Origin of the sequence: Streptantibioticus silvisoli, from assembly GCF_027947535.2 — a bacterium.
GTDB lineage: Bacteria > Actinomycetota > Actinomycetes > Streptomycetales > Streptomycetaceae > Streptantibioticus_C > Streptantibioticus_C silvisoli.
Genome location: NZ_JAAGKO020000048.1, coordinates 1 through 14,371, shown reverse-complemented (window position 1 = coordinate 14,371; position 14,371 = coordinate 1). Strand labels below are relative to the sequence as shown.

13 protein-coding genes are annotated in these 14,371 nt (G+C 73.6%); 5 read left to right on the top strand and 8 right to left on the bottom strand.

Going from position 1 to position 14,371, the window contains the following annotated elements; genetic code table 11:
- Positions 1–339 precede the first annotated feature (339 nt).
- Positions 340–1,122 (bottom strand): G1 family glutamic endopeptidase, encoded by a 783-nt coding sequence (locus POF43_RS26585; protein ID WP_271314858.1) that lies wholly within the window; start codon positions 1,120–1,122, stop codon positions 340–342.
- A 494-nt stretch (positions 1,123–1,616) separates the two neighbouring features.
- Here POF43_RS26585 and POF43_RS26580 point away from each other — a divergent pair, with 494 nt between their 5' ends.
- The gene (locus POF43_RS26580; RefSeq protein ID WP_282698867.1) at positions 1,617–2,651 is read left to right on the top strand and encodes a hypothetical protein; all 1,035 of its coding nucleotides are present in this window, start codon (positions 1,617–1,619) and stop codon (positions 2,649–2,651) included.
- 9 nt (positions 2,652–2,660) lie between these two features.
- Here the strand turns inward: POF43_RS26580 and POF43_RS26575 are convergent, their stop codons facing one another.
- Positions 2,661–3,575 carry a phytoene/squalene synthase family protein gene (locus POF43_RS26575; RefSeq protein WP_271314824.1) on the bottom strand — a complete coding sequence of 305 codons (915 nt, stop codon included), beginning with the start codon at positions 3,573–3,575 and terminating at the stop codon, positions 2,661–2,663.
- Between the two features lie 69 nt (positions 3,576–3,644).
- Between POF43_RS26575 and POF43_RS26570 the strand changes: the two genes are divergently transcribed.
- The gene (locus POF43_RS26570) at positions 3,645–5,003 is read left to right on the top strand and encodes an FAD-dependent monooxygenase family protein (protein ID WP_271323589.1); all 1,359 of its coding nucleotides are present in this window, start codon (positions 3,645–3,647) and stop codon (positions 5,001–5,003) included.
- Positions 5,004–5,019: 16 nt separating this feature from the next.
- Here POF43_RS26570 and POF43_RS26565 read toward each other — a convergent pair whose 3' ends face one another.
- From POF43_RS26565 to POF43_RS26555, 3 genes are all read right to left on the bottom strand, one after another.
- Complete coding sequence (locus tag POF43_RS26565; protein WP_271314822.1) at positions 5,020–6,222, bottom strand: MAB_1171c family putative transporter; 1,203 nt, start codon at positions 6,220–6,222, stop codon at positions 5,020–5,022.
- Positions 6,215–6,742, bottom strand: coding sequence for a hypothetical protein (locus tag POF43_RS26560; RefSeq protein ID WP_271314821.1), 528 nt, complete (start codon positions 6,740–6,742; stop codon positions 6,215–6,217). The genes POF43_RS26565 and POF43_RS26560 overlap by 8 nt, the downstream gene beginning before the upstream one ends.
- Before the next feature lie 213 nt (positions 6,743–6,955).
- Positions 6,956–7,750, bottom strand: coding sequence for a helix-turn-helix transcriptional regulator (locus tag POF43_RS26555; RefSeq protein WP_271323588.1), 795 nt, complete (start codon positions 7,748–7,750; stop codon positions 6,956–6,958).
- A gap of 484 nt (positions 7,751–8,234) precedes the next feature.
- Here POF43_RS26555 and POF43_RS26550 point away from each other — a divergent pair, with 484 nt between their 5' ends.
- The 3 genes from POF43_RS26550 to POF43_RS26540 all read left to right on the top strand — a co-directional run bounded on the left by POF43_RS26550 (position 8,235) and on the right by POF43_RS26540 (position 11,131).
- Positions 8,235–9,185 carry a hypothetical protein gene (locus POF43_RS26550; RefSeq protein WP_271314819.1) on the top strand — a complete coding sequence of 317 codons (951 nt, stop codon included), beginning with the start codon at positions 8,235–8,237 and terminating at the stop codon, positions 9,183–9,185.
- 49 nt (positions 9,186–9,234) lie between these two features.
- Positions 9,235–10,746 (top strand): APC family permease, encoded by a 1,512-nt coding sequence (locus tag POF43_RS26545; RefSeq protein WP_271314818.1) that lies wholly within the window; start codon positions 9,235–9,237, stop codon positions 10,744–10,746.
- A 163-nt stretch (positions 10,747–10,909) separates the two neighbouring features.
- On the top strand, positions 10,910–11,131 hold the full coding sequence (locus tag POF43_RS26540; protein ID WP_271314817.1) for a dodecin: 222 nt from the start codon (positions 10,910–10,912) through the stop codon (positions 11,129–11,131).
- Between the two features lie 13 nt (positions 11,132–11,144).
- Here POF43_RS26540 and POF43_RS26535 read toward each other — a convergent pair whose 3' ends face one another.
- The 3 genes from POF43_RS26535 to POF43_RS26525 all read right to left on the bottom strand — a co-directional run bounded on the left by POF43_RS26535 (position 11,145) and on the right by POF43_RS26525 (position 13,940).
- Positions 11,145–12,467: a hypothetical protein gene (locus POF43_RS26535; RefSeq protein WP_271323587.1), complete on the bottom strand. Its 1,323-nt coding sequence runs from the start codon at positions 12,465–12,467 to the stop codon at positions 11,145–11,147.
- Positions 12,468–12,716: 249 nt separating this feature from the next.
- On the bottom strand, positions 12,717–12,947 hold the full coding sequence (locus POF43_RS26530) for a DUF6296 family protein (RefSeq protein ID WP_271314815.1): 231 nt from the start codon (positions 12,945–12,947) through the stop codon (positions 12,717–12,719).
- A gap of 186 nt (positions 12,948–13,133) precedes the next feature.
- Positions 13,134–13,940, bottom strand: a complete 807-nt coding sequence (locus POF43_RS26525; protein WP_271314814.1) for a peptidoglycan recognition protein family protein — start codon at positions 13,938–13,940, stop codon at positions 13,134–13,136.
- Positions 13,941–14,371 lie beyond the last annotated feature (431 nt).

The window sequence follows — 14,371 nt, the reverse complement described above, 5'->3', positions numbered from 1 at the left end:
CTGGGGGAAATCGACTCAGGGGATTCCGGCTTCAGCGGCAGGTCGGCATACATGTCCTACTTGAGGTAATTGCGACAACACGCTGAGCCGCAAGTAGCATAGCCGCCTTCCAGTTACCCCTGACGCATAATCATTCCGCACTTGGCAATGGGCTGACGCCGGATCGTTTTTTCGTTACGGAGCGTTACCGGAACGAGTCGGCGCCCGGCGCCGGTGTCCGGCAACGCCGTCGCCCCGCCCGGCGGTTGCCGGGCGGGTCGACGGTGAGCGGCCGTCAGGTGAGGGCGACGGCTACCCGGGCATGGCGGTCACGGCCGCCTGCCACCGGTGCGGGACCGGTCAGTTGTAGCCCTTCCAGGTCACCGAGAAGTTGCCGCCGGAGATGGCGCTCGGCTGGGCGATGACGTTGCCCGTGGAGCTGCCGACCATGGTGATCTCGTCGGCCGAGCTGGTCAGGGCCGAGCCGTTGGCCTTCGCGCCGGTGAAGTTCACGGTGCCGAAGTTCGACAGGTTGGCGACCGAGCCGCCGACCGAGGTGGCCTCCGCGATGACCTCGGCCGAGGTGTTCTGGAAGCCGGAGGAGCCCTTGTGGGTGGTGGTCTTGGTCCAGTTCTGGGTGGAGTCGGTCAGCGTCATGGTGAAGTTGCTGCTGCCGTTGTAGGTCACCGACGCGCTGAGCTTGTCGCCGCCCTTGACGGTGACGCCGGAGTACGCGCTCTCCGAGGCGGGCAGGACCTCCCACCAGGCGCCGTAGACGGCCTTGCCGCTGATGCAGTCGGCCTCGGTGCCGGTCTGCTCCAGGGCGGAGTTGCTGAATCCGTCCAGGCCCACCCAGTACGAGGAGTAGCTGGTCTTCGAGGTGCAGGTGATGGTCGGCTGGGTCCACGAGGACGACACCGAGGTGTAGGTGCCGGTGTCGGCGCCGTAGCCGGACCAGTTGGTGGACTCGTCGGCGTTCTTGGTACCATGCGACATACCGAGGACTCTGTGGCCCTCGTTGCCCGTGATGGAGTGGTTGACCTGGTTCACCGTGACCGGGGCAGCGTTCGCCGGGATCGCCAGCGCCAGCGAGGCGACACCGGCGGCGGCAGCGAGGAGACGAGCAGAACCCTTGGGGGTCATGGGGGAACTCCCTTTACATCGGGGGGTGTTCAGGGCGGTGCGCCGATACGGTGACCGGCGTGGAAAATCCTGCGTGACGTTGCATGAACATGGCAAGGCATGCAAGCTCCTTCAGACTTGAGCGAATTGGCGCGACCGCACGTGAGCGTGAGGACACGGACCCGCCACGGCTCGTCGGTGGCGGCACGGCGGACGCCGGCCGCGTCGTCCCAGTTCACGGCGGCACTTCACGGCAGCGTCGCCGTTCCGCACCAGGGCGACCCGGGGGCGTGATCCAGCGCTCCGCGCGACGGCCGGTGGTCCGGACCGAACCGGTCCGGTGATCGGCCGGGAATCGTCAACAACGTGTCAAAAACGGTAAAACACCTGGCCAACGATGGCCTGATCATGCTCCCCGGGCAGCATTGTGGGTGCCCGGTGCAGAGATGAGCGGGTTCGTGAGAGGGAACTGGCGTCCGGCGCGACCGGAGGCCGGGAAAGGGCAGGCCGTCCTCATGAAGTCCAGACCGGTCCCCACCGCCGAACACCAGACGTCCACCGCGCCGGACGCGCACACCGCCGCCTCGGCCCCCGGCGCCGCACTGCCGGCCGTGCCGGGCCCCGCCGGCTCCCCGGTCCCCGCGCACCTGGCCAGACTCCTGCGCACCGGACCCTTCCCCGACGCGCTGCGGGCCGCGATCAGCGCCCGCGGCCTGAGCCTGGACCGCATACAGGACCGCTTGCGACGCCGTGGAAGTACCGTTTCCTCAGCGACGCTCAGCTCCTGGCAGTCCGGCCGGAACAGACCCGAGCGGCCCAGCTCGCTGGCCGCACTCACCGCCCTCGAGGACGTCCTGCGGCTGCCGCAGGGCGCGCTCGCCGCCCTGCTGGGCCCCCCGCGCCCGCGCGGCCGCTGGCTGCCCGCCCCCTCCACCCGCCCCGGCCTCGCCGAGGTCTGGCCCAGCTGGAACGACGTCGCCGACGCCCTGGACCGGGTGGACACCCGCTGGGACGCCAGCCTGACCCGGCTCAGCTGCCACACCCGCCTCGACCTCGACCACACCGGGCGGGAACGCTCCAAGTGGAGCCGCCAGTTGCTGCGTGCCGACTGCGACGGACCGGACCGCTGGATCACCGTCTACCGCCTCGGCCGGCCCGGCCCGCCGCCGGTGGTGCGCGCCGCCGGCACCTGCCGCACCGGCCGGGTCGTGGAGGTGCCGGACAGCGGCCTGGTCGTCGCGGAAGTGCTGTTCGAGCAGCCGCTGTCGCGCGGGGACACGATCCTGGTGGAGTACACCCTGGACCACGTCGCCCCGCAGCCGTGCACCACGCACATCGAGTCCACGCTGCACGTACCGGTGCGCGAGTACGTGCTGGAAGTCAACTTCGACCCGGCCAGACTGCCCGCCTCCTGCCACTCCTACCGCACCGCGGACCTGGAGTCGCGACCGCAGGAACGGCTGCTGCGCGTCGACTCGGCCGGCTCCGCCCACGCCGTCGCCCTCACCGCCGGCCCCTGCCGCTTCGGCATCCGCTGGTCGTGGGAGTGACCCGGTACCTCACCGGCGGAACGAGTGCCGGGCCCTGACCCACTCGCGCGTCAGCAGCGCCACCGCCTCCGGGCGCGGCGGGTGGGCCGGGCCCCGCAGCAGCGCGCCGCCGCGCAGGGCCGCCGCCCGCAGCGTCAGCAGGTCCAGCCCTATCAGCGCCCGCACCAGGTGGCGGCCGTCCGGCGCGGCCAGCTCCACCAGCACCCGCGCCCGGGCCAGCTGCTCGCGGGCCAGCGCCAACTGCTCCGACAGCAGCCGCCGCACCCCCGCCGAGACCTCCCCGGCCTCCAGCTCGTCGCGGTCCACCCCGAACCGCCGCAGGGCCTGCGCCGACAGCATCAGCCGGCCGTCCGCCAGGTCCTCGGCCAGGTCGTTGACGAAGTCCAGCCGCTGCGCGCCGTCTATGTACGTCCGGCAGCCCAGCTCGAACTCCCGCGACCCGCCGTCCGGTTCCAGCAACCCGGCCACCAGCATGAACGACGGCAGTGAGTAGGCGGCGAGGTAACCCTGGTAATCCGCCTCGGTGTCGAAGCCGGTGAACTCCAGGTCGGTCGTGGCGGTCGCCAGGTGGGTCTCCACCCGCTCGCGCAGCGCCGGGCGCCGGGTCACGGAGTGCGACAGCGCCCGTATCAGCGGATCATCGCTGGAGCCGTCCGACAGCCCGGCGCGCACCGCGGCCTCCCACTGCCGGTAGCGCCGCGCCCGGTCGTCCTTCGGGCCGCGGTCGAGCAGACCGTCCGTGTGGTGCATGTACCCGATCGCCACCACCACGTCCGGCAGCAGCGCCGGCGGCAGCAGCAGCCGGGCGGCCAGGTAGAGCTCGCGGCGGAACCGTGTCACCAGCTCCCGTTGCGCCGTGTAGTCGCCGCGCAGCGTCACATCGCTGATGCCCGCCGCGTCCAGTGCCTTGTGCCAGCCGCCCAACGCTGCCTCCGCCTCGCCGTACTCCCGCCCCGCCGACGGTAGTTGAGGATCCCACCGTAGGCTGTCGGGGTGCGCAGAGCCGTCGTGCTGGGGGGAAGCGTCGCCGGACTGCTGGCGGCGCGGGTGCTGAGCGACCACGCGCGCAGCGTGGTGATCATCGAGCCGGACCCCCTCGACACCGCCCCCGGCCCGGCCGGCGGCCCGGTCCCGGCACGCCCCGGCGTCCCGCAGGGCGTCCATCTGCACGTGCTGCTCTCGCAGGGCCGCGCCCAGCTGGAACGCTGGTTTCCCGGCCTGACCGCCGAACTGCTGGCCGGCGGCGCCTCGCTCGCCCCACCCGTGCAGTACCTCGACGGCCGCCGCAAGGTCGCGGTGGCCGGCTCCGAACTGCTCGGCGCCACCCGCCCCTACCTCGAATCGGTGCTGCGGCGGCGGGTGCTGGCCATCGGGCACGTCACCGTGGTGCGCGGCCGGGCCGACGGCCTGCGCTTCGGCCCGGTCGGCACCGGCCGGCAGCGCGGCGTCACCGGCGCCCACTACCGCCCGGACGGCGCGAGCGCCCGCGACTGCCTCGGCGCCGACCTCGTGGTGGACGCCACCGGCCGCTCCACCCGGCTCGGCGTCTGGCTGGAACAGGGCGGCTGGCCCGCCCCGGCCCTGCACCGCATGCGCATCGACCTCGGCTACGCCACCGGGGTCTTCGCGGGCGGCGACGAACTGCCCGGTGTCACCGCGCTGACCGCGATGGCCCGGCCCGCGCCGGCCGGCCTGCCGCAGCCGGACACCGCCGCGCTGGGCCGGGTGGAGGGCGACCGCTGGATGATGGTGCTGGCCGGCTACGCGCACCGGCGCCCCGGCGCCGACGTGGCGGACTTCCGCGCCCGCTGCCGCGCGGTGGACGCCGCCCCGGTACGGCAGGTGGCCGACCGCGAACTGCTCGGCCCGCTGCGGCTGCACCGCATCCCCGACAGCCGGCGCCGCGACTTCCTCGGCGCCGGCCGCTTCCCGGCCGGGCTGGTCGCCGCCGGGGACGCGGTCGCCGCCTTCAACCCGGTCTACGGCCAGGGCATGACGTCCGCCGCGCTGCACGCCTCCTGCCTCGCCGCCCACCTGCGCTCCGGCGCGCCCCTGGACCGCCCGGCCCGCGGCTACTTCGAGCGCATCCGTGTGGTGGTCGACGCCGCCTGGGGGCTGTCCACCCTCGGCGACCTCGCCCAGCCGCACGTCGACGGCCCCTACCCCCGCGGCTACCGGGCCGCCGCCTGGTACGGCGACCTGGTCAACCGGCTGGCCACCACCGACCCGGAGGTCGGCCGCCGGTTCCTCCAGGTCGTCACCATGGAACGGCACCCCCGCCTGCTCACCCGCCCCGGCACCCTCGCCCAGGTGGCCCGCGCCGCCTGGAGCGCCCGCACCGCGCGCGGTTGACCGCCCGGCCGGCCTCTCAGCCGCGGTGCGCGGCCGCCGGCCGGCGCAGCACCGCCAGCACCACGGGATGGTCCAGGGCCCGGGCGACCCGCACCAGGTGGGTGCGCTCGCCCGCCGGCTCCACGTCGTCGGGCCGCGGCAGCGAACGGAACGCCGGCGGCTCGCCGTCACCGCGGCGGCGCACCGCGTCCAGCAGCATCGCCGCCGACGCCAGCGCCCGGACCTCCTCCGGCCGGCCCCCGGGACCGGCCGCCGCCTCGACGGCGTACGCCAGGGCGGGGTCCATCCAGGGTGACAGGGCGCGTTCGGCGTCGCAGATGTCGGCCAGCCGCCGGATCAGCAGCCAGGCGCCCGCGCTCAGCAGCGACCAGCGCTCCACCAGCCGGCTCGGCGGCGCCAGCGCCACCGTGCGGCCGGCGCCCTCCACGGCGGTCTCCCACAGCACCCGCAGCCGCCGGTAGTCGCTGCGGTCGCGCCACCACACCTGCACCGCGTGCCCGCTGAACCCCCAGTTGAGGATGAACGCGCCCACCGTGCCCGACAGCGCCCCCAGGTCCGTCAGCCGGTCCAGGCCGTGCCACCCCCAGGCGGCCGCCGCCAGCGAGGGGCCGGCGAACACCACGTAGCCGAAGATGAACAGCGACGCCAGCGAGATGGTCCGCAGCCCGCCGCGCAGTCGCGGGTTGTCGGTGCGCGAACCGCGCCGGCACTCCCAGGCCGCCGACAGCATCGAGTACGACAGGCCGGCCAGGAACACCAGGAGGAAGACCACCACCTCCGGCCGGCCGGCGAACGTCACGTTGAACGTCAGCGGATGGTCCGGCCCGGTCAGCCCGGCCCGTAGGAAGGTGGCCGTCATGGCGGCCAGGATCACCGCGTAGCAGACCGCCAGCGCGGTCACCCGCCTTCGCGGTGTCCCGCCGCCGCGCACCTCGGCGGCCCAGATGATCGCCAGCAGGTGCGCGTGCGCGCTGAACAGGATGATGAACGAGTACGCCACCAGCGACGCCAGACCGGTGCGCCCGGCCAGCGCGTCGATCACCCGGTAGACGGCCGGCGTCGCGCTGACGAAGGCGCCGATGCCCGCGACGTGGCAGGAGATGATCACCACCAGCGACCCGCTGAACCCGCGGCGCAGCGCCGAGGCCTTCACCGCCGCGCTGGCGCAGCCGATGAGCACCACCACGAGGTAGACGATGTCGGAGGCCCGCTCAGACACCGGGCCTGCGGCTCTCCAGCGCGGAGGTGTAGGACCCGGTGGCCGCGGCGCCCGGCGTCAGGTCGAGCATCTGCATCAGCTCGGTGCCGCCCACCTCCGCCAGCCGCTCCACGTCGTCCGGGCTGGCGCCGGCCTCCAGGCAGCGGCCGAACAGCACCATGTCGACCATGTCCTGGCCGATGCCCGGCATCAGCGCCCGCGCGGTGCGCTGGTCGATGGGGGCGCCGTGCTGCGGGGCGTCGTCGTGCAGCAGGTGGAACAACTCGTGGCAGGTGATGACCAGTTGCAGGAAGCGCGGCGCGGAGGCGTCCACCACGATGACGTCCCGGTCCGGGCGCACCGCGCAGAAGCCGCTCACCCGCGGTGCCAGCCGCTGCCGGGCCACCTCGATCGGCTTGCCGCCGCGCGCCGCGGAGACCGCCGCGATCAGGTCGTGCAGGGTCAGCGGGCGCCCCTGCGGCAGCGACAGCCTGCGGCGGATGAGCCTGCGGGCGCGGCGCCGGTCGCTGCTGATGCCCATCTGCCCTTCTCCTCACGGGACTTGACCGTTTCGGCCGGAAGTGGACCGGCCGAGCAAGATGCTAGTGCGCGGCACCGACAGTGGACACCGGGCGCCGCCCGGGGCCGGCTGCCGCGAGCGGCCCCCGCCGTAACAGCGTCCCGCGGGCCGGGGTCCGCGGGGTCGCCGGCGCGGGACCGGGCAGGCCGGTGGCCCGCGGGGAAGTGAACACCATCAGTTGGGCCAGCGCATGTCCAGCACGCGTCCCACCACCTGCTGGACCCGTTCGTCCCGCAGGGCGATGAGCGTGCGCAGGGAGTCCTCGATCTCCCGGACGGCCGGGGAGTCGTCGTCGGCGGTCAGGTAGACCTCGGCGACCCGGAAGTGGCCGGCGACCAGGGCGATGGGGCCGTTGACGAAGTAGGAGACGGACACGTCGAAGAACTTGGCCAGTTCGGTGGCCACCGGCAGCCCCGGCTCGTTCACCCCGGCCCGCAGGTTGCCGATGTACTGGCCGGACTTGCCGACCGCCGCGCCCACCTCGCGGTTGGAGTACGGCCGGCCGGTCACCGGTGAGATGCGCAGGCACAACTGGTCGAGGCGGGCGGCGAAGGTATCCCCGGCGGTCGGCGCGCCGGCGCACATCCGCCGGACGTCCTCCACCGGCACGCCGCTGGCCCGCGCGACCTCCTCGTGGGTCCACGGGCCGCGGCCGGCCGGGTAGATGTCGGAGAACAGCAGGGTCAGCCGGCGCGCGGTGCGGCGCCAGGCCCGGTGTTCGGCGCCGTCGCTCGTCAGGTAGTTCTCCGGGACCCTGAAGTGCCGGGCGAGCGCGGCCAGTTGATCGTCGTCGGCGGTCGCGGTGCCCGCGCACAGCCGGTTGACCAGGCAGGCCGGCACACCGGTGGCCTCCGCGGTCTCCCGCGCGGTCCACGGGCCGCGCCCGGCGGGGTGGACGCCGTCGAACAGCGTGCGCAGCCGGAGGGCCGGACCCCCGGCGCACGGCTCACCGCCGCTGCTGACGCTCATTCGGCCATCGCTCACTTCCGGACGCAGGGCGCGGTGAACGCGGGTGATCACCGTCGCCCCAACTCTTCCAGCGCCGCTCACGGCCGGGCAAGGGCCCTGGCCGGTTTCCGGCCCCGCCGAACTCCGGTAACTGAAAGTATACTTGACAACACGTCGATGCCTGCCGGAGGATCAGCCGCAACGGCGGCGGAGCTCCTGGCCCGTTCCAGGCCCCGGTCGTCGTTCACGGGGGTAGTCGCAGCTCAGGGCGTGGGCCCTGGTCCCGCCTTGAACTGCGGCTCGGTCTCTTCGCCCGCTCCCCACCGGGTCTACGTATCTCCCCCCTCGTGTGGAGGGTCAACCGGTCTGTCTTCGGCCACCCTTGACGCGCCCCGCCGCCTAACGCTTGGCTGTGCGTGATCGCATGAGTGTGCATCAGTGAACGGAGCCTCCCCAGCGCGGAGGGCCTCCGGAGGGGACGTGCGGCCATGGAACGAGCCCGGCGATGACGCCTCCGCGGCTCGGGCTCTCCCGCCACAAGGACGGCCCGGCGCCCGACCCCGCCCTCGACGACGCCGAACTCGCCGCCGCTCGCGACTCGTTGCTGCGCGGCCGCTGGAGCGACGTGCGCACCCTGCTGTCGCGCACCGGTGAGGACTGGGACCGCCGCGGCCACCGCGTCGTCGTCCTCGCCGAGCACCCCGCCTGCGCCACCTGGGCGCAGGAGTGGCGCCTGGCCGAGCCGGACAGCGCCGACGCCGTCACACTGCTCGGCGTCGCCACCGTCTTCCTCGCGGTCCGCGGCCGGGCCACCCCGTCCGCCGCCCGGGAGATCTGCCAGGCCGCCGCCCGGATGGCGCCGAAGGACCCCACCCCGTGGCTCGGCACGCTGATCATGGCCCGTCGCACCGGCACCGACGACGAACGGGCCCGCGCCTTCGACCAGGTCCGCGCCCGGCACCGCGACCACCACCACGCCCACCACCTGATGGTCGCCTGCCTGGCCGAGCACCAGAGCGGCGACGCCGACGACCCGCTGCACGAGGTCTACGACTTCGCCTCCTGGGCCGCCGAACAGGCGCCCGCCGACTCCCCGCTGGCCGTCCTGCCGGTCATCGCGCACACCGAGCGCTACCGGGTGCTGGCCGGCGCCGGACTGCTGCCGTCCGACCCGGCCGCCTGCGGCCACTGGAGCACCCGGCGGGCCCGGCAGGTGATGAAGGCCGCGTTCGACTGGTGGCTGGAATGGGACGGCGAGGACGTCCGCCACCCCCGCCACAAGATCGACCTGAACTACCTCGCGCACGCCAAGTACCTCGAAGGGCGGCTGCCGGAGGCCGCCGCCCTGATCAGCCGGATCGGCGGCCACGTCACGCACGCCCCCTGGTCCTACCCGGACCGCGATCCGAAGAAGGCGTTCCGCGCCGCCCGGGACGCCGCGCTCGGCGCCCACTGAGCCCGCGCCGCCCCGCAACCGCCCGTATCCGAAAGGGAAGTCCAGCGCCATGGCCACCGGCACCAGCGAGATACCCACCTACCTCGGACAGGACAGGAGACTGCGGGCCGACCGGATCGGCCTGCCGGGCCTGCTGCTGTCGGTCCTGGCCGCCACCGCGCCGCTGATGGTGGTGGCCGGCGTCATGCCGACCACCTTCGGCGAGATGGGCATCGTCGGCCAGCCGCTGCTGTTCGTGGTGCTCGGCGTCGTCCTGGCCCTGTTCAGCGTCGGCTACGCGGAGATGAGCCGGCACGTGCACAACGCCGGCGCCTTCTACTCCTACATCGCCCGCGGCCTCGGCGGCACGGCCGGCGCCGGCGCCGCGCTGGTCGCGCTGGTCGCCTACAGCGCCATGCAGGTCGGCATCTACGGCATCTTCGGTTTCGAGGTCTCCGGGCTGCTCGCCCAGCACCTGCACCTGGCGGTGCACTGGTGGGTGATCGCCATGGCCGCCGTCGTGGTCGTCGCGCTGCTCGGCTGGCTCAAGATCGACCTCAACGCCAAGGTCCTCGGCGTCCTGCTGCTCGTCGAGGTCGCCATGGTGCTGATCTGCGACGTCGCCCAGATCGCCAAGCCCGCCCCCGGCGGCGTCTCCTTCCACGCCTTCGACCCCGCCACCTTGACCGGCGCCGGCCTCGGCACCGCGCTGTGTTTCTGCGTCGCCGCCTTCGTCGGCTTCGAACAGGCCCCGGTCTACGCCGAGGAGACCAACCGCCCCAACGTGCTGGTCGCCCGGGTGATGTACCTGGCCGTCGGCTTCGTCGCGCTGTTCTTCGTCGTCGGCGCCTGGGCCCTGACGGTGGCCGCCGGCCCCTCGCACATCGTGGCCCTGGCCGGCAAGCAGGGCCCCAACCTGCTGTTCACCCTGGTCCAGGCCCGGCTCGGCACCACCTTCGTCGACGTGCTCAACTGCTTCTACGTCACCGGCATGTTCGCCGCGATGCTCAGCTTCCACAACGTGGTCGCCCGCTACGCCTTCGCCATGGGCCGCGAGGGCCTGCTGCCCGCCGCCCTCGGCCGCACCGCGCGCGGCACCGGCGCCCCGGCCACCGGCTCGCTGCTGCAGAGCGTCGTCTCGCTCCTGGTCGTCGGCGCCTTCGCCGTCACCGACCACCACCCCGACTCCGACCCCACCGTGCCGGTGCTGCACCTGTTCACCTGGGGCGGCAACGTCGGCGCGCTCGGCGTCATCCTGCTGATGGCCACCGCCAGCGCCGCCGTCATCGCGTTCTTCGTGCGGCGCGGCGCGGTCCGCTTCCAGGCCTGGCGCCTGGTGGCCGCCGCGGTGTCCGGGATCGCGCTGCTGGTCATCGCGTTCTTCACCGTCAAGGACTTCGCCGTCCTGCTGGGCGCCGACCCGCACTCCCCGATGCGCTGGGTGCTGCCCGGCATCGTCGGCGCCGCCGCACTGGCCGGCGTCGTCCTCGGCCTGGTCCTCAAGCAGGCCCGCCCCAGCGTCCACAGCCGCATCGGCCTGGGCAACGAGGCGTTCCAGCTCGACAAGGCCGCCTCCCGCTGACCGCGCCCGGGACGCCGTCGGCGTCGCGGCTGTGGACCGCCCGGGTAGCGGAACGCCCCGGCAGGCATAGGACGCCTGCCGGGGTGATACGTCTGCCGACACGATGATCCGACCGCTGTCCCGGCGAGCGGTCCGGCGGCGGATGGACCCCAGGAGTGGAGCCATGAGCAATCGCACCTACCGCGTCACCGAGATCGTCGGCACCTCGCCCGAGAGCCTGGATGCCGCGATCCGGCACGGCGTGCAGCGCGCGTCGCTGACGCTGCGCAACCTCGACTGGTTCGAGGTGACCGAGATCCGCGGCCAGATCGCCGACGACGGCAGCGTCGAGCACTACCAGGTGGGCCTGAAGGTCGGCTTCCGCCTGGAGGACGTCGCCGCCTGACACCGGCCGCCGGTCACCAGCACAGGACGACGCAGGTCTGCGGCGGCTGGTGACTGGGCGACGGCTGCGCGGGCTGGGTCGGCGGCGGCGTCGCGGGCTGCGTGGGCGGCGGGGCCTGGGTCGGTGTGCTGACCGGCCGGGTCGGCACGGTGCTGGGACGCGGGGCCGCGGTGTGCTTCGGCTTCGCCGTGGCCGACGCGCTGCTGCTGGCGGACGGCTTCGCCGACGCCGACGATCCGGCGCCGCCGGCCCCGGCGCTCTGCTCGGTGGACGCCGGATCGGCCCCCGTGGAGGTGCTCGGCGCGTCCGTCTGCCCGGAGGCCGACAGGGCGTCGGCCTGCGCCGAGCCCTCGCGGTCCTGCGCAGGCCCGGCCGTCGACGGGTCGCCGGACAGCGTGGTGATCAGCCCGCCCGCCAGCATCAGTCCGGTCGCGGTGCACACCACGATCTTCAGCGTCCGCCGCTTGGACCGCCCGCGCCGGCCCCGGCCCCGCCCGCGCCCGTCCCCGTGGCCCAGCGGCACCGCCGGCGCCATGCCGTCCGGGTCGTCGTCCGGCCCGTCCACCGCGCCCTCGGGGTCCTCGGTTTCCTCGGCGTACGGCTCGTCGTACGTGGCGTCGAACGCCGCGGTGGGCGGATCGCCGTAAGGATCGTCATACGGATCGCTGTACGGGTCGGCGCCGGCACCGGGCGCCGGTGTGCCCTCGGCGGTGGGGCCGGGCACCGCTGCGGGGTCCGGTCCGGGCGCGGTCGGCAGGACCGCGGTCTCCTGCGGGCCGCCCGCGCCGGGAACGCCGGTCCGCGCGGCGGGATGCTGTGCGCCGGGCGGGCCGTACCGCGGTCCGCCCGGCACGCCGGCCTGCGGCAGGACGGTCGTCGCGTCGAGCGGCGCGCCCTGCGGGGCCATGGCCTGCGGCCCTAACGGCTGCCCCGGCTGCTGTTGCCCGTACCCCGGCCCCTGCGGGTGCCCGCCGTACGCGGCCCCGGGCGCCTGCTGCCCCTGCTGCGGCGGGAACTGCCCGTAGCCCTGCGGAGGTTGGGGCTGTTGCTGTTGCTGTTGCTGTTGCTGTTGCTGTTGCTGTTGCTGTTGCTGTTGCTGTTGTGGCTGCGGCTGGTGCCAGACGACCATCGGGTCCTGCGGGTAACCCGGCTGCTGCTGGCCCGCCGGGTAGGGGGCGTAGCCGCCCTGGCCGCCCTGCTGCGGGTACGGGACGTGCTGCGGCTGGCCGGCCTGCTGCTCGAACTGCTGCTGGTAGGGGAACTGGGCGACCGTCCCGCAGGTGGCGCAGGTCGCCGCGCCGGCGAGGTGGCTCAAGCAGAACGGGCACTGGTCCATGTCCGGCCGCGCTCCCTCCCGTTGGGTCCCCGCCGGAGCGGCCGGGCGTCCGATCAATCTATCGGCGGCCCCCGGCGGGATGGGGGCAAGTCTGTGTCCCCTGCGTGAAAGCAGGACCGGGGAGGTGTGGATGTTGTGGCGGGCGCGCCCGGCGGCCGACGGGGACGTTCGCTGAGGTGGGAGGGGTCGCGGCGGCGATTCCGGCCGGCTCGGGGACGGCCGGACCGCGGGCCCGGCGACCCGCCGGGGTCATCCCAGCGGCCGGGCCCGGGAGGGCCGGATCGTGGTCTGGCGACCGCCGGTCTGGATCATCCGCACCTCGCCCTCGTCGCTGATCTCGGCCCGCACGATCCCGCTCTCGTCGGTGTAGACCTCGCTGCCGCCCGGTCCCGACGACCCGGTTCTGTGCACCACGACCCGGTCCGGATCGTCCTGCCCGGGGTGCGGAAAGGTCAGTTCGTACTCCTTGGGGCGTGACATGGCACCCTCCGGTGATGACTGCGGCCTGGCCTGTCCGCGTTGTCGCGCGGCCTGTTCGCGTGTGTAGCACCTATTTTCGCACGGTAAGCGATGACCTGAACCCGTCCGGCGCCCACCGGACACCCCGCTGTGGCCGGCCTCCCCGCCGGCCTTCGACCCGGTCTCCACCGGGCTGCGGCCCGCCGCTCACACCGCCGCGCGCATCGTCCACCCCGGCACGCCCGGCGCCGCGCGACCCTGGAGACGGCGGGCCCTCAGCCGTACGTCGGGCAGCTGGGCGTACAGCGCTTCGCCGGGGCAGGTGGTCTGGTAGCCGTCGCGATGGCCGGAGACGGTGTGGAAGACGGCGCGCGCGCCGCGCCGGTACCGGGCGCCGTCGTTGCTGGAGACCAGCACGGTCCGCGCCCGGGCGTCGACCCCGTACATGCCGAGCTTCCACGCCGCGATCCGGGCGATCGACTCCAGCATCGCGTCCGGCGCCGGCATGGCGGGGCCGAAGCTGCCGATGGCCGCTATGCCGACCGTGCCGACGTTGAAGCCGAGGGTGTGGGCGCCTATGACGGCGTTGTCGATGCCTCCGGCGCGGCCCTCGTAGATCGTGCCCATCCGGTCGACCAGGAAGTTGTAGCCGATGTCGTCCCACGCGTTGCCCTCGATGTGGTCGTCGTAGAACGACTGGATCATCCGCGGCACGTCCTCGCGCGAGTAGTCGTTGCCGCTGTCGGTGTGGTGCACGAAGACCGCCTTGATGTCCGGCGCGCACGGGTGTGGCCGGCCGTGCGTGCGCACCGCGTCCGTGTGCCACGCCGTCCGCGGGACGATGTCCGGATGCGGCGCCGCCCAGTGGTCGACGACCCGGCGGGCGCCCAGGTGCCGCACCGCGCGCGGCTGCGGCTGCCGGACGGCGACAGTGGCGGCCAGTGCCACGCCGATGGCGCCTGCGGCGGCCGTCCTGCCCATACCGCGCAACATCGTGCGCCGGTCGATGGTCATGGGCGAGAGCGTAGGCCGGGTGGGGGTACGCCGCATCTCATACGGTGACTCTCCGTGATGCACAGCCCATTGCTTTCGGAAAGCGAAAGGCCCGCCCGGTGCGACGGGGGATGCGCACCGGACGGGCCCAATAGCTGTTCTTTCCAGCCCGCGCAAAGGTATGCGTCGGGGTCCGAAATTTTTCCGGATTTCCGGCCCGCGACCACTGCGGACCTCAACTGCGGTCTTTTGCAACGGCGTTGAATCGCCCACCGCGCCGAATATCATCATGCTTTCCGGCAAGAGGGGAAAAACGGCTGTCGCACCCCAGGAAATACCGGCTCACCGGAATGCTCACCCCGGCACGATTCCCACGCCGCACCCCCGCGAGCGGACCCGCGGCGCCGATTCGCACACGGAGGGTAGGGGGTTGCCGGGGGAGGGGGCTGTGG